The organism is SAR202 cluster bacterium (assembly GCA_016872285.1).
Classification (GTDB): domain Bacteria; phylum Chloroflexota; class Dehalococcoidia; order Lucifugimonadales.
This window is the reverse complement of sequence record VGZZ01000032.1, coordinates 1-26,808: the sequence shown is the minus strand read 5'-3', so window position 1 is coordinate 26,808 and position 26,808 is coordinate 1. Positions and strand designations below refer to the sequence as shown.

General features: G+C 59.5%; 24 protein-coding genes. 11 read left to right on the top strand and 13 right to left on the bottom strand.

Features of this window, described 5'->3' with window-relative positions; all coding sequences use genetic code 11:
* Both FJ320_09325 and FJ320_09320 read right to left on the bottom strand, forming a co-directional pair.
* The coding region (locus tag FJ320_09325; protein ID MBM3926163.1) for a hypothetical protein at positions 1-744 on the bottom strand (744 nt) is incomplete at its 3' end.
* 24 nt (positions 745-768) lie between these two features.
* Positions 769-1,653: a hypothetical protein gene (locus tag FJ320_09320; protein MBM3926162.1), complete on the bottom strand. Its 885-nt coding sequence runs from the start codon at positions 1,651-1,653 to the stop codon at positions 769-771.
* A 144-nt stretch (positions 1,654-1,797) separates the two neighbouring features.
* On the opposite strand from FJ320_09320, the gene FJ320_09315 reads away from it, so the two are divergent.
* Entirely contained in the window at positions 1,798-3,198 is a 1,401-nt protein-coding gene (locus FJ320_09315; GenBank protein ID MBM3926161.1) for an amidase, read from the top strand.
* Between the two features lie 26 nt (positions 3,199-3,224).
* The gene (locus FJ320_09310; protein ID MBM3926160.1) at positions 3,225-4,667 is read left to right on the top strand and encodes an amidohydrolase family protein; all 1,443 of its coding nucleotides are present in this window, start codon (positions 3,225-3,227) and stop codon (positions 4,665-4,667) included.
* Here FJ320_09310 and FJ320_09305 read toward each other — a convergent pair.
* Together FJ320_09305 and FJ320_09300 are read right to left on the bottom strand one after the other, a co-directional pair.
* Positions 4,618-6,108, bottom strand: a complete 1,491-nt coding sequence (locus FJ320_09305) for an MFS transporter (protein ID MBM3926159.1) — start codon at positions 6,106-6,108, stop codon at positions 4,618-4,620. The genes FJ320_09310 and FJ320_09305 overlap by 50 nt on opposite strands.
* A 45-nt stretch (positions 6,109-6,153) precedes the next feature.
* The gene (locus FJ320_09300; GenBank protein MBM3926158.1) at positions 6,154-7,476 is read right to left on the bottom strand and encodes an MFS transporter; all 1,323 of its coding nucleotides are present in this window, start codon (positions 7,474-7,476) and stop codon (positions 6,154-6,156) included.
* 226 nt (positions 7,477-7,702) lie between these two features.
* Here FJ320_09300 and rlmN point away from each other — a divergent pair, with 226 nt between their 5' ends.
* The gene (gene rlmN / locus FJ320_09295) at positions 7,703-8,788 is read left to right on the top strand and encodes a 23S rRNA (adenine(2503)-C(2))-methyltransferase RlmN (protein MBM3926157.1); all 1,086 of its coding nucleotides are present in this window, start codon (positions 7,703-7,705) and stop codon (positions 8,786-8,788) included.
* Positions 8,788-9,534, top strand: a complete 747-nt coding sequence (locus FJ320_09290) for a hypothetical protein (GenBank protein ID MBM3926156.1) — start codon at positions 8,788-8,790, stop codon at positions 9,532-9,534. The genes rlmN and FJ320_09290 overlap by 1 nt, the downstream gene beginning before the upstream one ends.
* Positions 9,535-9,544: 10 nt before the next feature.
* Here FJ320_09290 and FJ320_09285 read toward each other — a convergent pair whose 3' ends face one another.
* Together FJ320_09285 and FJ320_09280 are read right to left on the bottom strand one after the other, a co-directional pair.
* Positions 9,545-10,768, bottom strand: coding sequence for an MFS transporter (locus tag FJ320_09285; GenBank protein ID MBM3926155.1), 1,224 nt, complete (start codon positions 10,766-10,768; stop codon positions 9,545-9,547).
* A gap of 138 nt (positions 10,769-10,906) precedes the next feature.
* Positions 10,907-11,569: a mechanosensitive ion channel gene (locus FJ320_09280; GenBank protein ID MBM3926154.1), complete on the bottom strand. Its 663-nt coding sequence runs from the start codon at positions 11,567-11,569 to the stop codon at positions 10,907-10,909.
* Positions 11,570-11,912: 343 nt separating this feature from the next.
* On the opposite strand from FJ320_09280, the gene FJ320_09275 reads away from it, so the two are divergent.
* The 4 genes from FJ320_09275 (at position 11,913) to FJ320_09260 (ending at position 15,877) form a co-directional block, all read left to right on the top strand.
* The gene (locus tag FJ320_09275; protein MBM3926153.1) at positions 11,913-13,568 is read left to right on the top strand and encodes a hypothetical protein; all 1,656 of its coding nucleotides are present in this window, start codon (positions 11,913-11,915) and stop codon (positions 13,566-13,568) included.
* Between the two features lie 232 nt (positions 13,569-13,800).
* Positions 13,801-14,655: a hypothetical protein gene (locus FJ320_09270; protein MBM3926152.1), complete on the top strand. Its 855-nt coding sequence runs from the start codon at positions 13,801-13,803 to the stop codon at positions 14,653-14,655.
* Positions 14,642-14,929 carry a hypothetical protein gene (locus FJ320_09265; protein ID MBM3926151.1) on the top strand — a complete coding sequence of 96 codons (288 nt, stop codon included), beginning with the start codon at positions 14,642-14,644 and terminating at the stop codon, positions 14,927-14,929. The genes FJ320_09270 and FJ320_09265 overlap by 14 nt, the downstream gene beginning before the upstream one ends.
* Positions 14,930-14,947: 18 nt before the next feature.
* Positions 14,948-15,877 (top strand): hypothetical protein, encoded by a 930-nt coding sequence (locus FJ320_09260; protein MBM3926150.1) that lies wholly within the window; start codon positions 14,948-14,950, stop codon positions 15,875-15,877.
* A 9-nt stretch (positions 15,878-15,886) separates the two neighbouring features.
* Here FJ320_09260 and FJ320_09255 read toward each other — a convergent pair whose 3' ends face one another.
* From FJ320_09255 to FJ320_09240, 4 genes are all read right to left on the bottom strand, one after another.
* Positions 15,887-16,732 (bottom strand): potassium channel family protein, encoded by an 846-nt coding sequence (locus FJ320_09255; GenBank protein MBM3926149.1) that lies wholly within the window; start codon positions 16,730-16,732, stop codon positions 15,887-15,889.
* Positions 16,733-16,740: 8 nt separating this feature from the next.
* Positions 16,741-18,486: a hypothetical protein gene (locus FJ320_09250; GenBank protein ID MBM3926148.1), complete on the bottom strand. Its 1,746-nt coding sequence runs from the start codon at positions 18,484-18,486 to the stop codon at positions 16,741-16,743.
* 692 nt (positions 18,487-19,178) lie between these two features.
* Positions 19,179-20,237, bottom strand: coding sequence for an Ldh family oxidoreductase (locus tag FJ320_09245; protein ID MBM3926147.1), 1,059 nt, complete (start codon positions 20,235-20,237; stop codon positions 19,179-19,181).
* Between the two features lie 40 nt (positions 20,238-20,277).
* Positions 20,278-20,652 (bottom strand): RidA family protein, encoded by a 375-nt coding sequence (locus tag FJ320_09240; GenBank protein ID MBM3926146.1) that lies wholly within the window; start codon positions 20,650-20,652, stop codon positions 20,278-20,280.
* Positions 20,653-20,806: 154 nt separating this feature from the next.
* On the opposite strand from FJ320_09240, the gene FJ320_09235 reads away from it, so the two are divergent.
* A complete protein-coding gene (locus FJ320_09235; protein ID MBM3926145.1) occupies positions 20,807-22,018 on the top strand; it encodes an alpha-hydroxy-acid oxidizing protein in 1,212 nt (403 codons plus the stop codon).
* A gap of 18 nt (positions 22,019-22,036) precedes the next feature.
* Here the strand turns inward: FJ320_09235 and FJ320_09230 are convergent, their stop codons facing one another.
* The gene (locus FJ320_09230; protein MBM3926144.1) at positions 22,037-23,314 is read right to left on the bottom strand and encodes an HlyC/CorC family transporter; all 1,278 of its coding nucleotides are present in this window, start codon (positions 23,312-23,314) and stop codon (positions 22,037-22,039) included.
* Between the two features lie 383 nt (positions 23,315-23,697).
* On the opposite strand from FJ320_09230, the gene FJ320_09225 reads away from it, so the two are divergent.
* Both FJ320_09225 and FJ320_09220 read left to right on the top strand, forming a co-directional pair.
* On the top strand, positions 23,698-23,994 hold the full coding sequence (locus FJ320_09225; GenBank protein MBM3926143.1) for a response regulator: 297 nt from the start codon (positions 23,698-23,700) through the stop codon (positions 23,992-23,994).
* Between the two features lie 213 nt (positions 23,995-24,207).
* The gene (locus FJ320_09220; GenBank protein ID MBM3926142.1) at positions 24,208-24,567 is read left to right on the top strand and encodes a response regulator transcription factor; all 360 of its coding nucleotides are present in this window, start codon (positions 24,208-24,210) and stop codon (positions 24,565-24,567) included.
* 492 nt (positions 24,568-25,059) lie between these two features.
* On the opposite strand, the gene FJ320_09215 is transcribed toward FJ320_09220, so the two are convergent.
* Complete coding sequence (locus tag FJ320_09215) at positions 25,060-25,686, bottom strand: MBL fold metallo-hydrolase (GenBank protein MBM3926141.1); 627 nt, start codon at positions 25,684-25,686, stop codon at positions 25,060-25,062.
* Between the two features lie 165 nt (positions 25,687-25,851).
* Positions 25,852-26,808 (bottom strand): KamA family radical SAM protein (locus FJ320_09210; GenBank protein MBM3926140.1); only part of this gene is annotated, 957 nt, incomplete at its 5' end.

Genomic DNA, 26,808 nt, shown 5'->3' with positions numbered 1-26,808 from the left:
GAATTCGGCCATGTATTCCTTTGCTTTCTGTCCCAGCCAGGGCTGCCAGTTGGGGAAGAAGAACCGCACGCCCTTTTTATAAAGGTCGGCGATAGATCCGGATGCTCCCGTCGCGCCGGCCACCTTGCCGCTACTAACGATGATGTCGATGGCCTCGTCCACCGCCGCCTGGACCTTAGGGTGGCTGCCCTGGCCCGGCAGGCCCATGGTGTGCGACAGGTCGCCAGGGCCGATGAGGAATACATCCACGCCTTCAACCTTGGTCAACTCTTTCAGGTTCTTGATGGCGCGGTACTCTTCGATAAGGGCCACCACCATGGTCTGCTCGTTGGCCTTGTTGTAGTAGTCCTTGTCCACGCCAAAGGAGTGGCGGGTGGAAGAGGAGCCGCGCTGGCCCTTGGGCCAGTACTTGGCCGCGTTGACGGCGGCCTTCACGTCCTCGACGGTGTTACTGTGGGGCACGATGACGCCCACAGCGCCGACATCGAAGGTGCGGTTGATGATCCAGTGCTGGTTGGCGGAGACTCGCACGAATGGCGCCACGTCCCACAGGTTGCAGGCGCGGCACATCTGCGCCACCATGTCGAAATCGTTGGGCGAGTGCTCGGTGTCTATCCACATGCCGTCGAAGCCGAACTGGCCCAGGAAGTCGATGGTCTCGGGGGTTTGCAGACCGCCCAAGACCATGGTCGCCTTACCTTCGCTCAAGCTCTTCTTAACTCGATTGATCCTTATGTCTCCCATCTTTCCTCCGATTTTATGTAATCTTTAGCTCTTCTTTACCATCTTCATGACCCGCTGCTGCCAGGTCACCGCCAGGTAAATATCCCCCCGGCGGTCCGCCCATATCTGGTGGCCCTGGGGCGAGTCCCATCGTTCCAGCGTCTTTCCTTTCTTGTCCATCACCGCGGTCCACGAGTCGGGGCCGGTATTTCCGTTTCCGTGAACATATACTGTCTCGTTGGCGTCCATGAAGATATCCGTAACGCCGCTTAGATTCGGCCACTGGTCGATAAACTCGCCATCGCCGGTGAAGACCTGGACGCGATTGTTCTTGCGGTCGCAGACATACACTTTGCCCTGCTTGTCCACCCACAGGCTGTGGGGCAGGTGGAACTCCCCCGGCTCTTTCTTGCCCGCGGCGCCCCAGGACATTATGAGGCTGCCCTTGTCTGAGAACTTGTGGACTCGCGAGTTGCGATAGCCGTCGGACACGTAAAGGTCTCCGCCCGGCGAGGGCATCATGCGAGTCGGCATGTTGAAAGGCCCCGCAGCCTTTTTCGGCATCGCGCCAAAAGCGGTGACGCCGGTGTAGGAGGCATGGCCGCGCCGCCCTATCTCCAGCAGCTTCTTCCCCTGCGCCGATAGCTTCAGAACGGTATGAGCGCCACGGTCCACCAGATAGATCACATCGTTGGCGTCGATGTACATGATATGGGCTTCGTTGATCTCGCCGGCGCCCCACGAAGTGAGGTAGTCGCCGTTGCGGTCGAAGACCAGGATGGGCGGGTCCTCGCGCTGGTGGCACACATACACTCGCTCCTGGGAGTCGACTGCTACCGCCACCAAGATGCCGAACTGCCAGCCCTTGGGCAGCTTGGCCCATTCGTCTATAGACTCGTACTTGAACTTGCCGCCGCCGTAGGTCGCCATGAGCTCATCTCCTTGCCAACGGTCGCTGTCAGGACGCCGATACCCTACCACTCGCAGGCTTTATGCACAAGGTTGGTGTGTAGACGCCGCTTTGGTAGTAAACTAACGGGCGTTCACAATCCCAAGAACTAAAAGGAGGTCTCAATGCCGATAGACCTCAAATCGCTGACCATCTTCGACGCCGCCAGCCTCCTGCGCAGCAAGAAGATATCCTCGGTGGAGCTTGTCGAGGCTTCATTGAAGCGTATCGAAGCCCTGAACCCCAAGCTCAACGCCTACGTGACCGTGGCGGCGGAGAAGGCTCTAGAGTCCGCCAAGCAGGCCCAGTCGGAAATCGATAGGGGCCAGTATCGAGGGCCGCTCCACGGCATACCCATGTCCGTGAAAGACATCTTTTACACCCAGGGTATCCGCACCGCCAGCGGCGAGAAGAAGCTGGAAAAGTTTGTCCCGACCTACGACGCCACCATGGTCGCGAAGCTCAAGGCCGCCGGCGCAATTATTGTAGGCAAGACGACGCCCGTCTATGGCGAGTTCATGCCCGAGCCATACTTCGGCTACGCCAAGAACCCCTGGGACTCCACCAAACTTCCCGGCTATTCCAGCAGCGGCTCGGCGGTGGCGGTGTCGACGAGTATGGACTTAGGCTCCGTCGGCTCCGACGGCGGCGGCTCGGTGCGCTACCCCGCCGCCTGCTGCGGGCTGGTAGGCATGAAGCCCACCTTTGGCCGGGTCAGCCGCTACGGCTCCGCCGTCTACGGCATCCCCAACGACTACGTTGGCCCGCTGACCCGCACCGCCTTTGACAATGCCATAGTGTTGGAAGCCATCGCCGGTTATGACCCCAGGGACCCCTTCAGCGCCGACCTGCCAGTGCCAAAGTTTTCTCGAAGCCTCAGTGGAAACATTCGCGGTATGCGAATCGGCGTGCCCAAGGAGCACTTCTGGGACCTGCTGGACAGCGAGGTGGAAAGCGCCAGCCGCAAGGCCCTGACAGTGTTCGAAGAGATGGGCTGCGAGGTGGAGGAGGTGTCCATCCCTGCTATGCCTGAGGTGGACACATACCATTCCATGCTCTCCCACGCCGAGACTTCGGCATATTACCAGCCGCAACTCAAAAACTGGCCCAAGGACTACCCCGAAACCCTGATGCTGCGCGTCGAGTGGGGCGCCAAGGTGCCGGCTATCGACTATATAAAAGGTGCAGAAGCGCGCAGCCGAATCCGCCAGCAGATAGACTCGGCCCTAGAGAAGGTGGATGCACTGTTTTCGGCAGCATCCGTTTTGCCGCCGCCACCCCTAGGGCACTTCAAGTTCACGCTCAAGGGCGTAGATTTAGACATCGGCGCGCTGGCCTCGCGCCTGCAGCGGCCTTACAACACGACCGGCCATCCAGCAGTGGTGGCGCCCTGCGGGTTCACCAAGGGCGGGCTGCCGCTCTCGTTCCAGTTGGGGGGTCGAAACTTTGACGAGGCCGCGCTGTTGAAACTGGTGGATGGTTACCAGAGGGCGACGGACTGGCACACCAAGCGGCCAAAGATATAAGTAACTGACAACATTAGGAGGCTTTCATGCTAGACCTAGTAATTAAAGGCGGCACCGTTGTTACCCCCGCAGGCGCGGGCAAGTGGGACGTGGGCATAATCGGCGAGAAGATTGTGGCCCTGGCGTCGCCGGAGGCGGTACCTTTGGAATCCAAACGCACCATCGACGCTGGCGGCAAGATTGTAGTGCCCGGCGGCGTCGAGTCCCACATCCATGCCGCCTCGTATATGCAGCCCGGCATGCCGCAGGTGGTGCCCGGCGTGCCCAACCCCGGCCCCATCGACCACACCCTGGGCGCCATCTGGGGCGGGACGACGACGGTGGTGGACTTTGCCCCCGCGCCCAAGGAGGGCGACCTGGTCAAGGGCGTCACCGACTATCTAAGCGTGTGGAAGGGCCAGGGCTACTGCGATTACGGCTCGCATATCGTCTATACCGACACCAACTCGCCCGACTCCATCAATCGCGTAGGCGAGCTTGTCCGCGCCGGCTTTCCATCGGTCAAGGTCTTCACCACCAACATCCGCCCCCTGAAAGTTGCTTACAGCGTGGTGTCGAAAATCGATATGGGGCGGCTGGAAGTCCTCATGCGCGGTATGGAGAGGGAGAACGGCATGTTGGCCGTCCACGGCGAGGACGATGAGATTGTTATGTACAACTACCTGACGGCCAAGGAGACGGGGCGATGGGACTGGTTCAACGCCCACGAGATACACTCCAAACTTGTCGAGGACATGGCCTTCCGCCGCGTGATACGCCTGGCCAAGAAGACAGGCGTCGGTCTCTATTTCGTCCACGTCACCGCCAGCGACGGTATGGAGGCCATCCAGGAGGCACGGAGTGAAAGCATGGCGGTGTATGGCGAAGTGTTGACCCTGGCCCTCAGCTTCAACGCCGACAACTACAAAGAACCCGACGGCATGAAGTACCACACCTACCCGTCGCTGAAGTATGAGGAGGACAAGCAGAACCTGTGGAAGGGACTGCTCCAGGGCGACCTGACCTTTGTCGCCACCGACAGCGGGTTTACCAACTATGAGGACAAAATCGCCGGCAAGAATGTGCTGGACATGCGAGGCGGCAACATCGGCATCGAAATCCGGATGGGCATAATGTACTCGGAAGGCGTGCTCAAGCGCGGGATGAGCCTGGAGCGCTACGCCGACGTTACCGCCACCAACGCCGCCAAGGCCCTGGGCCTCTACCCCCGCAAGGGCGTCATCGCTATCGGCTCTGATGCTGACATCTGTATCATCGATCCGTCCGTCAAGAAAAAGCTGACGATGAAGGACCTGCACGTCCGCGACTACAGCCCGTGGGTGGGCTGGCCCGTCGAAGGGTGGCCGGCGACGGTGGTGCTGCGGGGGAAGGTGAAGGTGGAGGGCGGGAAGCTGTTGGGAAAGCCAGGCGACGGCCAGTTCATTCCGAGGAAGCTGACGTCGGCGTACTTGCAGCGGCCGTCTTTCTAACGCCAGCCCGTTCCCTGAACAGCGACACCAGCAGGGCTAACACCTGGAAGCTTCCCATTAATAAGAAGGTGTAGCGGAGGCCTTTTACGAAGGCGCTGGCCTCGCCCGCGTCCAGGCTCTGGTCGGCGGTAACACTAGCGCTGTAACCCTCGGCTTGCAGCGCCGCCGTAACCACCACCGTCGCGATAGCGATGCCGATGACCTGTCCGGCGTTTCGCGTCAGGCTGACAAAGGCCGTCGCGATGCCGTAGCGGCCCCGGTCCACTGTGCCGAGGATGGCGCTGTTGTTGGGCGTCATGAAAATGCCCAGGCCGGCGGAATGCAGGAAGAGGCCCAGCACCACCAGACCTAGAGGTGACCCCTCGTTCAGCAGCGCCAGCACGAAAAGCCCCGCTGTCGCCATCAACATTCCGATGACGATAAAGCGGTGGCTGCCAAACCGGTCCGAGAGGTAACCACTCAGCGGCGACATGAAGGACATGGCCGCCGAGCTGACCACAATGATGAGACCCATCTGCTTCGCGCTGTATCCCTGGACAGCGATAAGATAAAAGGGGATAAGGAAGCGCACCGGCGCCATGTTGGTAAAGGATATGACGCGTGCCAGCATTCCACGGCTGAACAGCGGGTTTTTGAAGAAGCTCAGGTCTACCATCGGCTCCGGCGTCCGCGCCTCCCACCAGATAAAAGCCCCCAGTGCCGCCACGAACCCCACCAGTGACGCGATGATGAAAGGCGAGTCCCACCCCAGCTTGTTCGCGTTGCTCAACCCCAGAAGGAATAGCAGCAGCGCTGCCGCCGACAGCGACGCCCCCACCCAGTCGAAGGAGAAGCCGCCGTTTTTTCGCACCGCCCTGGCAAACTTGCTCTCGTCCAGTATCAGCATAGCGGCTGCTGCGCCGACGATGCCCACCGGCACGTTTATGAAAAAGACGGAGCGCCAGTCCAGGGCGTCGATGAGGAAGCCGCCCAGCACCGGCCCCGAAATGCTGCCGACGCCCACCGCCATGTTGTTCAGGCTCAACGCCACGCCTCGCTGGTTGGCCCCAAAGACCGAGATGATGATAGCCATGGACGTGGCCTGGATCATCGCGGAGCCGAGGCCCTGGATGACCTTGGCGAAAATTATCAGGCCCAGGCTATCGGATAGGCCGGCGAAAAGGGCGCTTAGCACGAAAACAAAGAACCCGCCCACGAAAACAGGCTTCCTGCCGATGACGTCGGAGAGGCGGCCCATGGGCAGGATGAGGACACTGATAGCCAGTATGTAGCCCGCCGTCACCCATTGCACCACCGGCAGCTCGGCGTCAAAGTGGTCGGCGATGGCCGGCAGCGCGACGTTGACACTCTGCTGGTCTATGACCGTGGTAACGATACCCAGGCCAGCGGCCCCTGCCGCCCACCACTTATGGGAACTGCCCTGGGTAAATGCTAGGCGCATGTCTGCCTGGTTATGGGGAACAAGCCGCCCATTCCAGCCTGCTGGCTAGGAGGCTGGAGCGGCCTCGGGAGCGGGCTGCGCCGCCCCGGTGCCTCGGGAGTAGATGCTCCGCAGCGGCCCCGCCGCCAGGCTCACTAAAACAATGGCGATAAAGATGAGTCCGGTCCCAATTAGCAATCGAGGCGCTGTCATCCACGACACATCCATCAGCAGGCCATTGACAGCGTTGAATCCGCCCATGGCGCCCTGCACGTGCCACGTGTTAGCGCTCATGATGCGGCCCCGGATGCCGTCGGGCACCATAGCCTGCACCATGCCGTGACTCAACGTCATAAACGCCGCCGTACTGGCGCCGATTCCCGCGGCGGCCAACATCGCCTGCTCGATGCTGCCCGCCAATGCCAGTCCGATGGGCGACAGGCCGCTCAGTATCCCGAGGATAAGAAATAGCCGTCCTCTAAATTTGCGGTCTTCGATACGCGCCAGGCTGAGGTTGCCAAGGATAGCGCCCATCCCCACGCCAATCATTAAATACGTCGGCCCCTGGAACAGGTCCTTCTCCGTAGTCATGCCAAGCTGCGCCCGGGAGAAGTACGGAAACACCGACTCGAAGGCCATGGTCAGCGCGCAGTGCAGCACAGTCACCGCGATAATCGACAGCACAATTGGATGCGCGTATATGTACCTGATGCCCGCCGACAGGTTTGAGAACATGCCCCGGTTGGCCTCGACCACGCCCCGCGAGCTGGTGCGAATGCTTAGTATCTGTGTCCAGCCCAGGCCGTATAGGATTACGGGCACGGCAAAGGCCGGCTCCGGCCCCATAAAGCTGATGATAGGCAATGTAATCAGCGGGCCGATCATTCGAGAGCCTTGCTGCATAAGCTGGTTCAGCGCCACGGCGTTCAGCAGCCGATCTTTGGGCACCAGGTTGGGAAGCAGGGCCTGGTTGGTCGGCATCTCGGTGGCGCGGATGCAGCCGTTCATTATCGCCAGAATGAGTATAAGCCCTGGGGTGATGTTGTCGGAGATGGTAAGGAAGGCCAGGGCCAGGTTGTTGGCAAGGTTCAAGCCGTAGGTAGCCGCCAGCACCCGCCGCCGGTCGAATCGGTCCGCCAGGAACCCCGCCATGGGCGTCACTACCAGTCCGGGAAGCAGCGCCGCCATGGTCACGAACCCTACCCACGCGTTGGAGTCCGTCAGGCGATAGACCAGCGCGCCGCGCAGGACGATTAACGACCACGCCGCCGACTGGGCCGTGGCGGTGGCGAACCAGAGCTGTCGATAGTCGGGAAAGGCCAGGGCCGAGAAAAAGCCCGATCGCGCCGATTTTTTGGGCGAGGGGCTGCTCAAAGACACGAGTCCGATGAATTGATGATTAGTCGAAAGCTACACATAAAGGCGGAAACGCTTACGCCCTCCGCTTCCTGGAGAAAACATAAGCCACGGCGGCAAAAGCTAACAAGACCAGCCCAATAATCCCCCACTTCCTAAGTTTATCCTGGTTCATGCCGGCAACCTCTCAGCTAGGTTTTGCGCTCATTATACTCCTTTCAGCCTTGTCCAAGGACTGCCCCTGTGCGATGATTCTTTCATGACCCTGTCCATTGAAATTGCAACTGGCGCCGGCCTCAAGCCCCTCCTTGGTCTAACGGACGGGGAACTGTCGTCGCTCTTTGAAGGCCTGGGCGAGCCTGCCTATCGAGGCAAGCAGGTGGCCGACGCCCTCTACAAGCGGGGCGCCAGGGACTTTAACCAGTTGACCAACCTTTCCAAGGGCCTTCGCGATAGGCTTCAGCGCGAGTTTGCTCTAGGCCGTTCCGAGATTGTAACCCGGCAGCAGGCCAAAGACGGCACTGTGAAGCTGCTGCTAGGCCTTGCCGACGGCCAGAAAGTGGAATCGGTGGCGCTGCCTTACGAAGAGCGCTATTCCTGCTGCGTCTCCACACAGGTAGGCTGCCCGGTCAAGTGCGCCTTCTGCGCCACCGGCCTCAGCGGCTACACCCGGAACCTGACGGCGGGCGAAATCGTTGACCAGGTGCTGACCGTCCAGGACGTCGCCCGCGAGTCCGACCCCCAGGCCAGGGTCAGCAATGTGGTGTTCATGGGCATGGGCGAGCCTCTAATGAACTACGACGCTACCCTGAAAGCCCTCCATCTACTGAACGACGAAGTCGGCATTGGCATGCGCCACCTCACGGTCAGCACGGTGGGATACGTGCCGGGCATCCGTAGGCTTGCCAAAGAAAAGCTCCAGTGCACCCTGGCGATTTCCCTCCACGCTCCCAACGACGAGCTGCGACGCCAGCTTATCCCCACTATGCATAAGTGGGATATCAAAGAACTAATGTCAGCCTGCCGGGACTATTTCAACGAGACGCACCGCCGCCTCACTTTTGAATACTGTTTGCTTCGAGGCGTTAACGATCAGTCTGAACACGCGCAAGAACTCGCCGCCCTGCTGCAGGGCATGAACTGTCACGTGAATCTGATACCCTTTAATCCCGTCGAAGCCCTGGGCTTCAAAGGGCCGAAGAAGGACCGCATTCGCGCATTCAAGCAGGTGTTGGAAGAATCAGGCGTCCAGGTCACACAGCGCGTCCAGCGAGGCGTCGACATCGACGCCGCCTGCGGCCAGCTTAGACGCCGCGCCGAATCCGCCGCCAATAAGGAGAGTTAATGGCCAGACCCTTGCGCATCGGAGTCCTCATCCCGTCCACTAACCAGGTCGTCGAACCCGACTTCGCCGCCATGGTGCCTAAAGGCGTGACGTATCATAGCGAGCGGCTTTGGAACGACGTCAAGACGCCCCCCGGGGGCGGCGACGGCACCTACCTGCGCAGCATGAATGACGACATCGAGCGTGCCGTGCGGTACCTCGCCAGCGCCAATCTAGACATCATCGCCTACGGCTGCACCAGCGGAACTTACCACGCCGGCACCGTCGAGTACGACCATAAAGTCACCAAGCAGATCCACGGCCTGTGCGGCCTCCCCGCCGTCACCGCCGTGGCCGCGTCCGTCGAAGCCATGAAGCATGTGAAGGCCCGCAAGCTCAGCGTCATCGGCCCTTACGGTAACTATTTGCTGCAGAATAAACTCAAGCCGTTGTTGGAGAGCCAGGGCTTCGAGGTAATTCAGGCCCAGGGTGAGACCGCGATGCAGCAGCGCACCCACGACTCGATTATTGGGGACCAAGAGCCCGCGTATATTGCCAGCTACGTCGCCAAGCTGGCGGACACTAAGGCCGACACTATCTTCCTCCCCGGCACCGCCTGGCGCACCCTGGAAATCGTGGACGAGTTGGAGCGCAAGCTGAACAAGACCGTCGTGACGGTGAACCAGGCCACCATCTGGGCAACCTTTAAGAAGCTCGGTGTGCTAAAGCCGGTGAAAGGTTACGGGCGGCTGTTCGCCCAGCCCTAGCTAAGGCCGGTTAGACCGTCCGCACCGCTGGAAGCCTAAAGAACGCCAGGCTGGAAAACACAATGACGCAGGCTCCCATAATCGCCACCGCCGTCGGCGCGTCCCACACCTCGGCCATGGACCCCGCGATAAGGCTCCCCAGCGGCTGAAGCCCCTGGTTCAACGTCCACACCCCCATCACGCGGCCTCGAAACTCGTTGGGCGTGTCCATTTGCAGCAGCGTCATGTTCGTTGTCATATATACCATCTGGCAGGCGCCCACTGCGCCCAGCAGAAAGAGGCTGGGTATGTACCATCGAGAGAAGGAGAACAGCACCAGCGTGCCGCCCATAGCCATCAGCGCCCCCAGCATGGTCAGGCCCTTTCGCTTCACGTTGCCCAGGGTGGCAATGGTCAGCGTCCCCGCCAGCGCGCCAATGCCCGGCGCCGCCATCATAAGGCCGAACCCTATTTCGCCCACGTCCAGAATGTCGCCGGCGAAGATAGGCAATAATGCGACGTAGGGCATGCCTATGAGGACAGGTATCAGGGCCACGGACATTTGCGAGCGAATCGATGGCCTGGCCCAAACGTATCGCAGCCCTTCTTTCAAGTTTTGCCACACCGAGGCTTTGCTCGACGACGGGCTCCCGATGGGCACCTTCATTCGCCACACCATCGCCGTCACGCCTACATAAGTAGCAGCTTGCAGATAAAAGTTGCCCGCTATCGTTACCACCGCGATGAGCACTCCCGCTATCGATGGGCCGATGATTCGCGTTATATTGACGCCCGAGGCGTTCAGTGCGTAGGCGTTCATCAGGTCCTGCTTCGGCACCACGGTGGCGATGGTCGACTGGCGCGTGGGCATGTTGAAGCTCCAAGCGACGCCCGTCAGCAGCGTGAAGGCGATGATGTTCCAGATGTTGGCCTTGTCCAGCAAGACTATGGTGGCGAAAGACGCCGTCGTGACTAACAGGAAGAGGTGGGTGGAGAGGAGCATCTTCTTCCGGTCAAACCGGTCGGCGGCCACGCCTCCCAGGGGGCCCAGGAGCAGGAGGGGAATAGCGCGGATGCCGTTGACCAGTCCCAGCAGGAAGGGCGAGCCTGTAACAAGGTATGTCAGCCAGCCCACCGAGGTCTGCTGAATCCAGAGGCCGCTGCTGCCGAAAAGCGTGCTGAGCCAGAGCAGCCGGAAGTTGCGGTGGCGAAGCGATGATAAGGTGTTTACTTTAAAGCGGCGTGACTCAGCCAAGGCGGCGCTTTATCAGACCCGTTCCCCAAAGGCGGGGCGCAAGGAGGATGCTTTCGATTTGTTGTATGCGGGACACATAGCGGGGCGTATTGTATCACGGCGCCGCGCTAAAGCCAGCCCGCCCCGTGCCTCAGAGGGCTATTGCGCCAACTGTATGCTGTCCCTGGATTTAATCTGCCGAAGAAATTCGTTTATGACCTGGCTTTTCAAGTGATTGCGAGTCCGGACAGGCACTACCAGTTTGCCCTTCAGCCACACACGCTGGGGCTCCAGGTGCATCAGAATGCGCGGCCCTTCCTCCGCCTCTTTGAGGAACTCCGGGTAGTCGTTGCGAAAGGCCTCTTTGCTCTCCTCGATGATCGACTGGTCGGCATTCTTCAAGATGTCTTCAAAGAGCTTCGACGCCTCATCCACGTCGCTTTTGAGGGACAGGGGTATGCGTATCTCATCGAAGATATAGTCGCAGGCCACCAGTTCGTCGCCGGCGGAGTAGCTCTTGGAATAGTTGAGGACCGGCTGGTCCAGGACTATTAGGTTAGGTATATGAAGTATCCGGCCTGTCAGCTCCCCGCCCAGCTTCTCGTCCTCGCCCACCTCCTCCAGCACAAAGTGGAACAGTCCTATGTGTTTCACGTCGCCCTTTATATTGCCCATGCGGATGCGGTCTCCAATGTTGAAGATGTTGGAGAACCGCACAATGAAAAAGCCAAAGTAGCTGGAGACATACTTCTGCAAAGCCAGGGCGAGACCAATGGCCAGGATGGACGCATAGACCGCCAGCCCGGTGTAAATCGCCAGCATCGCGAACCCGGCAATAACCGCGACGAAGACGGCGGCCGCGATTATGGTGGGGTTCAAGAATACAAGCCTTCTATGATGCGACGCTTTGGCGGGAACCGGGAGAGGGTGCTTGAGGACTTGAGCTGGGTTCAAGGCTTTGGACCTCGTAAAATTCTAAAATTTGGATAAAATTCGTAAAAGATGCCGTGCTTGCTGCTAGGCTCGCTGATGTATAATCTCCAGGTTTTCTGATGGCTCTCATCTATCAATATATAAAACTTGTTAAGGAAAAGTACATAATTCTGAGGATGGAAAGCGGGCTAAGTGCTAGATAGCACCCCAGCACATCCCACCTCCAATCGCTATGGATACCTTTACCCCAATATCGGGCTTTATTTTGGCTGTCGCCGCCGCCTTCCTGGGCGGATATCTGGTGCGCTTCCTCAGGCTGCCGCCCATGGTGGGCTATCTGCTAGCCGGAATAGTGCTGGCGCCCTTCGCCACTGCCCTTCTAACTGAAGGGATTCAAATACAAGCCCTGGCGGAGCTGGGCGTCGCCTTCTTGCTCTTCCAGGCCGGCACCCAGTTCCCCATCTCCGAAATCAAAAAGATGCCCTGGTCCGTATTGATCGGTCCCGCCGTCCAATTACTTTTGATGGTCCCGCTTGTCGCCCTGGCTTATGCCCTTACCGACTGGCCTCTCAGCAAAATCAGCCTCATAGCCATAGTCATCTATCTGTCAAGCACCGCCGCGACCATCATGATTCTCAATGCCCGAAATGAGTCCGAGTCTACCCACGGGCGCACCGCTATTGCCTTTTCCCTTGTGCAGAACGTCGCCTTGGTCCTGGCTGTTATTTATCTGACCGCGTTTTCCTCATCGACGGAACAAGGGCTCATGTCTCTAGGGATAACCGGGGCGAAAAGCGTGGCCTTCCTGGTAGTGGTCTATTACGTTGGCGCTAGGCTGGCCCCGCGTCTTCTCAACCGCCTCACCGCCAACAGCCAGGAGCTCTTCGTCATCGGCGGGGTGTTCTTCGCCATCGGCACCGGCTACCTGGCGCATCACATGGGGCTGTCGCTCTCCATCGGCACCTTCCTGGCCGGCGTAGTGGTGGCAGGGTCGGCCATGGGCCGACGCATGCGGCAAGACCTCTCCCCCATCAGCGACCTTTTCGTAATCTTCTTCTTCCTGTCCCTGGGCTTGCTGCTGGACGTGAGTTACGTGGTGTCCAACATCCCCATCGTTGCTCTTTTTCTTGCCTCTATTATTATCGGCAAAGTTGGCATACTCGCGCTTGTCTTCTCATTCTTCAAATCTTCCAGAAAGGATGCCCTACCCACTGCTCTGGTCCTGGGGCAGATTGGCGAAGAAGCCTTCCTGGTGGTCTACCTCGCCATGACGCACGGCATCATGAGCGCTGAAATGTTCTCGCTGGTGGTGGCGGGCGCGGTCATCTCCATAGCCCTCAACCCGATTCTTGTCCAGTATGCGCCTATCTTCAGCAAGGCACCGCAAGGTCTGCCTGCCCTCTTGAAAGGGTTGAAGGAGAGCCTCAAAGCCTTGCCAGGGCTTGGGCTGCGAAAACATGCCATTGTCTGCGGATACGGCTCTCTGGGCCAGAAGGTGGCCCAGACCCTTGCCCTGAACGGCGTATCTTTTGTGGTCATCGAACAGGACGCGTCTCGATTGGCCGCCCTTAAGCAAAACGGTTTCCACTTTATCGAGGGCGATCCCACCTCGGCGCATGTTTTAAATCGGGCGAATATTGCCGACGCCCGTTCCCTGGTGGTGACGCTCCCAGACCCCCTGATGTCGGACCGCGTCATCCAGCAGGCCAAGGGCCTTCAGCCGGACCTGGGCGTGGTCACAATTCACCCCAGCTACGACGACAGGCTGGGCCTGAGCAACTATGTGCTGCGTCATGAAGGAATTTCCTCCAACATTTTAAAGAAGCTGCTGGCCGCGGCCAAAGCGGGGTTCCCCAATAAGACCTACGCATTCGTAGAGCCGTACTAAAGCCTAATCGAACACGCGCTCATTTAGCCGGATGCCCGAGTGGCATGTCGGATTGTTGCTTTGCTTTGACAAATCCCCAATAAACAATACAATAGTCGCAATTCCTGCTTACGGTGGGCCTCTGCTTGTGCGGCACAGCCTGGTTTCGCGTCTATTCAGCGCCTCCTTTCAGAAGGGGCTTATAGCCCTTTTCGCGTAGCTTTTCCTTTTCGGCTGCAACCTCCCGACCCTGGTGACATCCCATCCTCAGGCCACGCTTTATGTTCTCAGCGGAGACGTGGATATGCGGGCCGGCGCCGCCGGCTGGAAGTCTGCCACCTCCTGCCAGTCCCTGTCCCCCGGCTACGGCCTTCGCACCCAACCCAACGGCGAGGCCTTTGTCTCCCTGGCAGGCGGCGGCAAGGTCTTCCTGGACGCCAGCTCACAGCTCTCCATCCAGTCCCTCAGTTTCGCCGGCGCCGCCGAGACTTCGCCCATCTATAACCTCTCCCTTAACGATGGCGCTTTATATGTGGACGCCCAGCAGTTTAACGGCGGCTTTGTGCTGCTGGAGACGCCGTCGTCGATTATCGGCTTGTATGAAGGGTCCGCCTGGGTCAACCGGGACTCCGCCAGCCAGACCGTATCGCTGGACTTGCAGCAGGGCAGCGCGGTGGTGGTAAAAGTCGAGGAGGGTGACACCCCATCGATAAATGTAGTCGAGCCAGCCCCGGGCCTATCCATCTCCCTTTCCGGAGACTCCACCCTATCGCCAGCCTCCCAGCAGCTCCTTTACACGACCGCCGCGGTCCTTGCCGCAAGCTCCACTGGCGTCGAAAACCTTACAGGGAACACCTCTCTGTCATCAGCGGTAGGGGCGAATAGCCCAGCAAGCTGCCGTCGACCAGGACTTGTACAATCGGCTTCTATCGCTTGGGATTCCGCTGCCGTCCTCCGCGGACCTGCCCTCGCACAATCTTCAAGTCGTCAGTTTAAAAGACGCCGCGCCCGGCGATGTTACGGGCTTGGTGGAAAACTCCGGCCTAGGCCCAACCATATCCGCCGCGCCCTCTTCGCAGGCAGAAGTCCCGGACTTGACGGAGCCTGAGGAGACCGCGGCCATCGTGATTGACGACGAACCTGTAGAAGAAGTCCTGTCCTCTCATGGCGAGGGTCCGGGCGCCAAGGAAGCCCTGGAGGAGCCGGAGGAAGGTCGGGATACCGTCGTAAGGCCCGCCTGCGGCCGTGACGCGGCGAAAAAAGAGAAGACTGAAAAGGCCAAATCGAAAAAGAAAGACGACAAAGCGTTCGATAAAGGGAAGGAAAAAGACAAGGGCGGCGCGGAGGATAAGGGTGTCGCCGCCGGCAAGGACAGAGGCTAAGGCCAGGGCGCGTCGGAAGTGGCCCTGGTCTCCCTCCAGAAGCCTAGGCGTTCCCATGATGTCGAGCAGCGCCGCCAGGACATTGATCATGCCAACGGCAAAGTTAAGGAACCCAAAGGCAAAGATCCGGAAAAATCTGACCAGGAAAAGGGTCGCGGCGGCGAGGAAGACGCCAAGGGCAGGGCCGACAAGTCTGATGATCTGGCAGCCAGGGCTGACAAGGAGAAGGAGCAAAGGGAGAGGGAACAGAAGGAGAAGGAGCGAAAAGAAAAAGACGAGAAGGAAAAGTTCGAAAGAGAGAAGGCCGATAAGGAAAAATCTGAAAAGGAAAAAGCTGAAAAGGAAAGAGTTGATAAGCCCAACGACCTCTCCGAGAAGGATAAGGACGATAAGGAGAAGGTCTCCCAGGACAAACCGGAGGGTCAGGTATCATCTCCCGGTTCCAAAGGCGAAAATAAAGGCCCCGATAAAGACGACGCTCAAGGGCAGTCCGGCAAAGATGAGAAGCCCGGCGCCGACCCCGTAAAGGACCAGGGATCCAATGACAATAAGGGTAAGCCCGCCGGGGATGAGCCTAAGAAAGAGCCTGATAATAAAGGCTCCAATAATGACACGGGCAAGCAGGAAGATAAGGCTCCCGCCGGCTCCAACGACCCCGCCAAAGGCGGCGAAGACAAAAAGGATGATAAAGGCAAGAATGACCAGCCCGCGCCTCCAAACACCGGCGGCTCCCAAAGCAATCCTCAGCCCCAATCGGGCGGCAGCCAGGGGAGCGGCGGCAGCTCCGGCGGTTCGAGTTCCCAGGGTGGCAACACTCAAGGCGCCGGCGCTTCTGGAGGTTCCACCTCTCAAGGCGGGGACAGTCAAGGCGCCGGAGACGGCAAAGGCGATGACAAGGGCGGCAAAGACGATAGGGCTAATGACAAGGACGACAAGGGAAAGAAATAGACCTTTGCCCTAGACTTTGCCCTTGGCCTCTGTTTTCTCCTGGGACCGGCCGTTGCTCCCAGCCCCCAAACGGCTCTCCACCAGGGCATCCACCGAGCCTCTAAAAGAGACCAGCTCGTCGCGGCTGAGCGAGTCCAGCCTATCCAGCTTCGCTTTCATCTCCTCAATCGCTTTGTCAGAGTGGTGCTTCCTGGACGCGGCTATGCCGGCGATGTAGTTGATGACGCTGGCAGTCAGCAAGCTCCAAAGCACCAGGCCCCCCACCATGAGCATGGTAGCCATGGCCCTGCCCATCTCCGTCCTGGGGGCAATGTCGCCATATCCGGTGGTTGTAACCGTGACCATAGCCCAGTAGAGGGCCTTGCTATAAGAATCGAAGCCCTCGTTCGTATTCTTTTCGATTAGATGGTTAATGCCCGCGATGCCTACCACCATTATCGCTATCAGGCCAATCAGGTAAGTCAGGCCGGGCTGCGCGGTGACGCCTTTGACGTGATGCAGAATCCTGTCCATGGCGCCCAGCAGGCGCAGTATCATCAGCAGCCGCAGCACCCTGACAATTCGTGCGGTCGAAGCGTCCTCATAGCCGGGGATGGCCGGCACCAGTGCCACCACGTCCATCCAGTGATGAAGCAGGTAGTGGCTTCGGGAGCGCGCGGCCGCAATCCTGACCGCGAATTCGCCAACGAACAGGACGGATATGCCTATGTCCAGCGCCCGAATGGTGGGGTCCCTGGGCAAAAACGCCGTCACCACAAAGACCAACGCCAGGAGCGCCATAAGGCACTCCCACATCACCTCATGGCGGTCGAACCACCCGTTTATTCCGTCTCGAACACGGTTTGGCTTCAGCATCTTCTTCCTCAGGCTTTGGCCGCGGCAGCCTTCTTGGTGGCCATTCTGGAGAACGCGTACAGAGTGAGGGTGACCGACAGGGACAGCCCTACCAGCGTGAACATCAGCTCTCCTCTATCCTGTATCAGCTTCACTATGCCGGTGTTCTTGTTGAGAAGCAGATGGAAGAAAAGGAAACCCGAGACCAGAAATGCTATCGCCCATCCAACTCTGTACTTGCTGGCTACTGTCAAGCCGGAGCTCTTGGGCACCGGCAGAAGGCTGAAGAAAGATTTGGTCAGACAGCCGCCGAAGGCCATTAGGCAAACGTCCTGAAAGAACCCGAAGGGGCCTCGGAAGAGCTGGAAAAAGCTGGCGGAAACCGGATTGCTGGCCACCAGGGGGAGGGCCAGCGTTATCAGCCAGAGAACGACGCCCAGCACAGCCGTCGCCGCCATGCCTATTAATATCAGCCGCGTCTTCCTCTCCTCAGGCTGGCCGTCCATAGGCCCCTTCAGGCCTCCTGAGCTTCCAAACATCAGCCCTGGCGAAAGGCTGATAATCCTGGAGAAGGCCACGCAGCATGCGGCCAGGGTCAGGCCGCCCGGGTTGAATCCGAAATTATGCTTCACGCCCCACTTAGTCATGACGTGGGCACGAACCAGGGGGTCTACCATGCTGGCGGCCACGCTGCCCACCAGTATCACCGGCAGCACCCGCAGACCTTCGCCGGACCAGGGCTTGAATTTCAAGTCCAGGAATGAGAACAAGACGGCGTTCACCAGCATTAGGAATAGGAAGCTGCCTGTGAACGTAATCAGCACCCTTGGCCCGCGGGAGACTACGGACTGAGAGTATTTCATTGTCGGCTGAAACAAAGAGATTAAAGGATTCAAGTACTTTCTAAGAAAGGCCTCATTGGAGCCGATAATGTTGCTGGTGGTGGTAATGCATATACGAATGACCAGGGCCAGCCACACAATCAATATGAAGTTGCCCGCGGCCACCTTCCAGTCCAGGGACACTTGCAGCGGCGTGGGGATGCTGGAAAAGTAGGGGTTTGAATGCGGCAGCGCCTTCTGTTCCGTGATCTGGTTGAACGCGCTGGCGGCGGGCGGCGCTTCCTCCTCCGGCAAGTAGTATGACCTGGCCACGCCCTCATCCGTCTCCACGGAAAGCAACGCCGGCAGGTCTTTCAAATACCCTGACGGGTCCAGCCCCAGGGGTAACCCTTGCAGTTCCAGCCGACCGCCCACGGCGTCCAAGCGCACCGTGTAAGGCACTCCTCGCAGAGTTACCCTAGCCAGGTTGCCCGGCATAATATGCACTTCCATGCCCGGCGGCAGCAGTTCCTTCAGGTCCGCGTCCGTGGTAAGCCGCACCTCCAGGCCGGGTATGGCCAGCGCGTCCTCCACCGCCTGCGCCTCCACGGCCTCGGAAGCGAAGGTCTCGACAGGTTCACTGACCGCGGGTACGGGCACAACGCCGGCCAGGTACGTTATCCCGGACTCGTCCGTGGCCGCCTGATAGCTGATGCCGTCGGCCTCAAAAATCCCGCTCCCGGCCCTCTGCCCGTCCACCATGGCCTTCATGCTGGCCAACAGCTTGCCGTACTGCTCAGACCCCTTGGAGGCCGCCGATACCGCGGGCACCGCCAGCCTCCGTCCCGCAGGCGCCGCCGGCACCACCACCGGCGACTCGCCCCCCCTCAGGTCCCGATACCATCCCCACCACGGGCTGGCCTTCCAACGTATCCCACCATACTTCGCCGCCATGCCGCACCGATACCTGGAAAGCCGACCCTTCCGGACGCGAGTACAGGCTTCCGGCCTTGATGGAAAAAGCGAAGTTGGGCCGTGACGTGAACCCCTTGAGGATTACTGTGCCGGAGAGCACCTCCAGGCGAAGCGAGCTTTCAGTCTTGGTCTTGCCGGTGGGGTCGTCTCCGCCCCGCTGCGCCAGTATCGCCTGAAGCGCCGACGGCGCGTCGATGCTGCGCCGCGATTCGACTAGATGTACCTCAGCGGGGCCTTCGATGCGGCTTATGACGCCGCCTTGCATAAATAGGAAGGCCTCATTCCCGTCCGGCACCTGAATGACGGAGCCGGGTGTCACCACATGGATCCTTTTTACCAGCGCGCCCGCGGCGCCGGGCTTGGACGCGACGAAAACTTCGTCGTCAGTTTTGACTGTAGCCGGGACCGGCTCGTCTACCCTCACCGGGCTGAGGAGCCAAGTCAGTATCATGCTTAACAGGAGGATAGCGACAAGCCCCAGGATGGGCCAGAGCCATCGCCGTTTCTTTGGTTTCTCTGTGGCCCGAGCCGGGGCTTCCGTAACCATTTAAAAGAGCGAGTCGCTTGTTTTCAAGCTGGCCGCGTTGTCCACTTCTCAAAGTGTGTTGGCGCACCATTATACACAATACGACAAGCAAACGTTCAAGCTCTTTGTGAAGGCTAAAAGCCTCTTAAGAGATTATGTCGAACTTAATCTTCAGCACCTCCGCCAGCCGCCGCAGGGACTCGAACAGCTCCAGGTCCAGGTTTGTCCCCACACGGCGGCATTCTATCTCTTTCCGGTAGTCCAGCTCCCCCGGCGCAAGGATTTCCGTGAACCCCGGCCTCAGCCTGCTGCTCTTCACCTCCCGCACAAAGGCGTCCATGCGTGACTTGAACTCGGCTACCGGCATGAACCACGCTATGTCCAGCGCGACGAAGGTGTGGGCCACGTCCTGCGCCGCCGGATTTGAGTAGGGCGCCAGGCCGAAGGCCCCGCCGCCGATAACGCCAGTCAGCGCGTCCGTCATCATAGCCAGGCCGTACCCTTTATGCCTGCCAATGCCTTGCGCGATTCCCCTTAATGCCCTGCTCAGGTCCTCCGTCTCGTTCCCGTCCTCGTCCAGCGCCCAGTCCTTCGGTATGCGGGTTTCCCCTTCTCGTGAAAGCCAGCGCAGCTTTGGCATGTCGACCATAGTCCATGCCATATCCAGCACCACAGGAAAGAGTCCGCTTGTGGGCGCGGCGATGGCCCAGGGGTTTGTGCCCACGGCCTCGCTCTTGCCGCCCCAGGCCGGTATCTCCGGCCCGGCGTTGGTCATGGCGACGCCCAGGCAGTCCTGCTCCAGCGCCAGCCGCGCGTGGACCCCCGCCGATCCGAAATGCGTGCTATGGCGCACCACCACCGTCCCTATCCCTGACACCCTGGCCTTCCTCACCGCCAGGGCCATAGCCCGCTGTCCCATGACGGAACCCAGCCCATTGTGCGCGTCGACCAGCGCCAGCGACGGCGATTCCTTTACTATCTGAAAGGGCGCGCCCAGGGTGTACCAGCCTTTGCTTATTCGCTCGTGGTAAACGGGCAGCCGACGAACCCCCTGGTTCTGCCCCGGGTGGCACCGCATCTCGCTCTGAATCAGGCCTCGAGTGCATAACACGGACTCTTCCTCTGAAGTCCCCATGGCACGGAAGGCGCGCAAAGTGAAGGCCTCCAGCCTGTCAATAGGGACCCGGACCATAGTTATCGCCATGGCGCCGCCTTAGACGGGGATTAGAGAGACGCGCGAGTCGTTACCAGCTCGCCCCTTCCTTATATGCCACAACCTCCACCTCCACCAGCATCTCCGGCCTCACCAGCCCCGTCACCACCGTGGTGCTGGCGGGCGGGTCCTTGGGAAATATCTTCCGTCGCACGTCGTTATAGGTCTGATAGTCCGACTGCCTGGCGATAAAGGCCTGTATCTTCACCACGTCCTTAAACCCGCAGCCTGCCGCCGCCAGCACCTTGCTTATATGCGCGAAGACCTGTTCCGCCTGGCCCTTGCAGTCCTTGGTCAGGTCTTTAGCCCCGACGCCGGACACGTAAACCATCGGCCCCACCTGTATCGCTGGTGAATAGGCAGGGGACCCCGCGATTTCTGAATTTGTGATTACTTTCCTCGCCACAACAGGCCTCCTTTTTAAAACAAGCGCTGAATGCTGGGCCTTAACCTAGCCAAGCCGCATAACCTTGTCAAATGCCCCTCGTTGACTCCGCGAGCGTGGATTACTATCATTTGCGCGGCGAGTAGCAATACCACGGTTAGTTAGGAGACGGCTCATGCGCCTTGACCCCGTAAGCCTTGACGACATTGAAGTCCGCGCCAAGAAAGCGCTGCCCCACGACGTGGCTGATTTTGTCGAGGCCGGCAGCTTCAATGAAATCACCATGCGCCGCAACCGGGAGGCCCTCAACGCCATCTCCCTGCGCCCGGGGTTGCTGCGAGACGTCTCCAAACGTGACCTGAGCACCACCGTATTGGGCCAGCGCGTCAGCTTTCCCATAATGATCGGCCCGGCCAACGGTCAGGGGTTCATCGACCCGGAGGCGGAGGTCGCCATCGCCCGCGCCGCCGGCAAGGCGGGCGTTCTGATGGCCCTCAGCACCGGCTCCCATCGCTCCCTGGAAGAGGTCGCCCAGGCGGCTGCCGGCCCTCTATGGTTCCAGCTTTACCATATGTCTCGGAAGCTCAGCGCTATGCTGGTGAGGCGGGCGGAGAAGGCAGGCTACAAGGCCGTCTGCGTAACCGTGGACACGCCCGTCCCCAACTCGCTGGAGCGCGACGACATTAACGAGTTCCATCACCACGGCGGCGCTGTCCAGGGGACCTTTATGGATGCGGAGTCTCGGAAGCTGATGGGACCCAAGTACGACCCCAGCGACTTCTTTGGCGGCAGGCCTCCGACTGCCAACGTCACCACCGACGACCTGGACTGGCTCCGCTCTATCACGTCGCTGCCCCTGGTTATAAAGGGCATCCGTTCCGTGGGAGATGCCATGCTGTGTCTCGAACATGGCACCGTCGGCATAGTCGTCTCCAACCACGGCGCCCGCCAGGTGGACTCCACCCTCTCATCCGTCGAGACCCTGCGGGACATTGCCAAGGCCGTGGACGGCAAGATGGAGGTGTACTTTGACTCCGGCATCCGCCGCGGCAGCGACCTGGTCAAGGTCCTGGCTTTAGGCGCCCGCGCGGCCTTAGTGGGGCGGCCTCAGTTCTGGGGCCTGGCCCTGGGCGGCGAGGAGGGTGTCAGCCAAATGCTGGAGCTTCTGCGTAAGGAGTTTGACCTGTGCCTGGGCTACTGCGGCTTCACCAGCGTCCAGGAGATCAATTCCAGCGTCGTCGCCATGCCAAAGGCCAACGGTAGCATCTATCGCGACACGCCTGACGAGCTAAACGCGCTGTCTTCTCTGCTCAAGGACGGTATCATCACTCCAAAAGAGTACGAAGCCAAGAAGAAAGCGATATCGAATAGAAGGAAGCGCCTTTAGCCCTGGCCTTCGCCTAGGTTAATGCTTTGCCTTTTCAGCCGCGGGGCTGCGCTGCACCAGCACCTCCTCCACCTTAGGCCCCCTCATCTTGGTCACCTTCAGGTCCAGGGCGCGATAACCCACACTTTCCCCTTCCTCAGGTATCCGTCCCAGCGCGCTCAATACAAAACCCGCAATGGTTGTATAGTCGCCCATTGGCAGGTCCAGCCCCAACTTCTCATTCAGCACGTCGATCCTGGTGCCGCCCTTGACGGCGTATGTGTGCTCGTCCACCGCTTTGAACTCCAGTTCCTCCTCGTTTTCCTTTAGCTCCCCCACAATTTCGCCTACCAGCTGCTTAAAAGTCACCAGGCCCGCCACGCTTCCGAATTCATTAACCACCAGCGCCAGTGGAACGCCCTTCTCCCTCATCTCCGATAACAGCTCGCTCACCGGCTTTGTTTCGGGCACGAAATGCGCCGGCCGCATGAGATGTGTGACCGACGCGTCAGGGTTGAGCTGCTCCTTGCCAAGGGCTTGAAGCACGTCACGGGCCGCCAGAAGGCCCACCACGTCGTCCACGTCACCGTTATACACAGGAAACCGGCTGTGGTACTGGCGCGCGTTGAATTCGAGAAACTGGGACAGGGGCATCCCCTTTTCAACGTAAATGATCTCCGTCCGGGGCGTCATGATGCTGCCCACGCGCAGGTTTGTCACTCGAAGCATTCGCAGCATCATCTCCGCTTCCGTCTCCTCCATGGCGCCGCTGTCTTTGCCCAGGGAAATCAAAACTTTCAACTCTTCCTGGGCGGCCAGGTCCTTGGCGGATACATTGCCCAGCCTGGCGGCGACCCACCTGTTCATCGCCTGAATCGGCGCCACTACGGGATACAGAAGGCGTTCCAGCCAGAGGATAGGAGTGGTGATAGAAAGCGCCATTCCCTCCCTGAGCCTTGACCCCACGGTTTTTGGCGCGCTTTCGCCGAAGATAGTCAGGACTATAGCTACGCCTACAGTCGCCGCTATCGCCGCCACGCCTTCGTTGTCAATGAGCCTGACCGCCATAATGGTGCCCAGGGCGGCCGCCGCGCTGTTGACCAGGTTGTTGCCCACCAGTATGGTCGGCAGGAAACGCTCCGGGTGTTCCACCATCTGCGCCATACGCTGCGCGCCGGTTACGCCGGTGTTGACCATGTGCTGCACCTTCACACGCTGCACGCTCAGCAGCGCGGCCTCCGAGGCCGAAAAAAGCGCGGACAGGACTACCGTGATGATAAACAGGACCAGAAAGAAGCCAATGCCCCCGTCAGGCATGTGAATTCTCCCTAAGCTGATTTGGATAGCGTTATGTAATTAAAAGATGCTAACAAAACCGCACCCCCGCACCTAGGGGTTTTAGGTACACGGTTACGCGAGTTGCGCACGCTCTAATGATGCAAAGCCTGGATGATAGAAGAGAGGTGGAGGCACCATAGATTTTCCCTGGCCTTCGTGGTCTAATAGCTCTGCCACTATACGGCTAATATAATGCCCGCTAATATAAGTGAAGGGGTTAGGCCTTGAAAACGCGTGGGCGGATTCCCTACCATGGGTGTCGAGGTGGTATGTATGGCTGAAGAAAACAAGCCCGTCATCTTAATAGTCGATGACGAACCACTGGTCCTGGAGTTGGAGCGCAGGGCCCTCATGTCGGAAGGATTCGACGTCCGCGAAGCCCGCAACGGCCAGGAAGCCGTGGACGCCGTGTACAACTCCCGGCCGTCCCTGATCCTCATGGACCTGATGATGCCTGTCATGGACGGCTATACCGCCTGCAGAAGATACGCCAAAGCAACAACGTACCCATTGTTTTTGTCACTGCCCTGGGCGGCCCTAAAGACCTGGCCAGAGGCTTGGAGGCCGGGGCTGATGATTATGTAGTCAAGCCCTTCTCTCCAAGGGAACTCATCGCCAGGGTCAAAAGCATTCTCCGACGCACAGAAGTCAACCATTAACCAGCCTTTGTCTGCCCACCGTCCCTAACCCGGAGCCGGTTACGCGCTCCAGCGTTATCAAGCCCTCCCCCAGCCTCCCTTTCATCCCCTGTTAACAGGCCGTTTTTCAAACTCTAACGTTTTTTAACGATATTTTTACGCCCGTCTTAGTCCACGGCCTTAGCCTGCTGCAATGTGACGTGGGGCGGCGGAGGGGAAGACAAGGAGGCAGATATGAGCGCAGTACAGGTAATGGAACGGACATCGGCGGCCCCCTGGGAGACCGCCGCAACTCAGCAGGCCAACAACTCCCTTGGCTCTCTGCTGCGAATACTTCACATCAACGGGGGCATTGTTATCCGGCCCCAGGAGACTACCAAGGTCGTCATCCCCGCCCAGCCCCTGTCCAAGCGTGAAAGCGAGGTCCTGGCCCTGGTGGCTGAGGGCAACTCCAACAAACTCATCGCCGACAGGCTTAGCATCTCCGAGCGCACCGTTAAGCACCACCTGACGCTAATAATGAGCAAGCTCAACGCCTACGACCGGACCCACGCCGTCGTCACCGCCGTGCGTCTCGGCTGGTTGGCCATCTGAAGGCCTGGGTCCCATATATAAGGAGGCGATGATGCCCCACAGCGATATCAATCCATTAAAAGAGAGCGCCGCCATGCATGCTAATTCCTCTAAGGGCCAGCCGGGCCAAGCATCGCTCTCCGCTAAAGACGAGGCGCTGCACCACACCACTCCCCTGGAAGCGGTCTTGAACGAAGTGCTGGGTAAAGAGGCCCTTTCCATGAAGGATGAGTTCAAAACCGTCCTTCATAAAGCTAAAGCGCATCTCATGGAGGCCCTTCGCGGCCAGGCCCAGAAAATAGTGGAAGAGGCCCTGGCGGAAGAAATCGGCGCCCTTGAGAAGGAAGCCGCCTCCATCCAGCGGCCGGCGACGCAGCAGGCCGCCGCCTCAATTCCAATCCCCTCCATCAGCGCCCCTAGTCCGGTGGCGCAGCCCGCGGTAAGCCAGGCTGAGCAGGAAGACCTGTATCAAGGCGTGGTCAAGCTTACCCTCAACTCCCACAGCATGCCCCGTCAGATGGTGAACTTTGTCGCCGAGCTGTGCCAGAACCCCGCTCTTAGGCTTCTGCGCATGGAAGGCAACGGCGCCGAGAAGGCCCCGGACGTGTGGCTGGCCCTTCGCGAACCTATGGACCTGAAAAAAGTTCTCAAGGGAATGAAAGAAGTAGACCTGGTGGACGCCTCTTCAGGAGAGACCTCCGTGTTTGAGGAGGAAATGGCCTCACTCCAGCATTGGGACTGCACCAGATGGCGGGCGCGGGGGAAGCTGGGGAAGAGGTTTCCATCGCTGTCGCGGCGGGCGCACCCGCCCAGGTGGTCCGATTCAAGATGGGTAAGGATTACAAAGTCGATGTCGGAAGGCCCCAGCCCGGCGGTCTTAAGGCCCTGCAAGAGCATGTGACGCGCGATTATTGTTTCCCCGTTTCGCGTCCCGTTATCCGGCTGGCCCAAACCCGTATCGACCAGAATGTTCTTGCCGGCAATGCTCAGAAGAAGGCAATACGTAGGCAGCAGCGCCCTGCAGTCCCGGTCCAGCTCTACCCTTTTGACCCACACACCCTCCGGCAGGCCGGAAAACATGTCCTTGGAATCAACCTTTACGTTTCTATCCTCTATCAGACGAAAAGAGTTTGAGATCATTTCTCTTCTCCGCTGTGGAAACTTGGGATAACCACGCCGGAACGTCCCCTTTTCCCCTCACAACTAATAACGACGTATTCGGCCAAGTGTCAGGTGGAACCGCATAAAACAAGACAGGGCAGCCTAAGCTGCCCTGTCTTGCGATGCTTTGTAGCAATGTTTTGCCTAGCTATGGCCGTTGGTTGCGCTCCCGTTCCCCGTTAAAGGCTGGACATCAGCGGGAACCTTGGGATGGGCGTTCACCAGAGCAGTCTGGCGGCGCTGCAGCCGCGGCGTCAGTCCTTGATTGCCGGACCCAAGCACTATCCGCACGGGCTGCCCGCTGCCATTGGCGGAATGTCCTTTCCCGTTTGAGTGCCCGTTGCCGTTGGAATGTCCGTTAGACCCGTTATTGGCCTTCTTTCTGCCGCTGGAACTCTTGGGCTTGGCAGAGACCGGCCTCGGGTTGCGATACCGGAAGACCAGCCCTTCGTAGTTGCGAAGGACCATCTCATCCTCGGTCATTGAGATGAGGTAGTTCGGCATCAAGGGTATCTTGCCGCCGCCGCCCGGCACGTCCACTACAAAGGTGGGCACCGCCAGGCCGGAGGTGTGGCCACGCATACCCTCAATGATCTTTATACCCGTCTCCACCGGCGTTCGCAGATGTTCCGTGCCGCGCACGTCGTCGGCGTGGAACAGGTAGTAGGGACGCACCCGTATCTTCATCAGCTCATGGCTAAGCTTGAGCTGCGTTTCCACCGAGTCGTTGATGCCGCGGAGCAGCACGCACTGGTTGTTCACAGGCACGCCGGCCCGCAGCAGCTCCCGCGTCGCGCGGCCCGCCTCGGGTGTGATCTCGTTGGGGTGGTTGAAGTGGGTGTTCAGCCAGACCGGGCCGTACTTGTCGCAGATGCGCGTAAAGCCCTCGTCTATTCGCTGAGGCAGCACCACCGGGAACCGCGTGCCGAAGCGTATGACCTCCAGGTGGGGTATGGAGCGCAGGTTGGCCAGTATCCACTCCAGGCCGTCGTTGTCCACCGTCAGCGGGTCGCCGCCGGAAATAATCACGTCTCGAATCGACGGCGTGCGCCGGATGTAGTCGATGGCGCCTTGAAGCTGGGGCTGTCGCCTGATCCACCA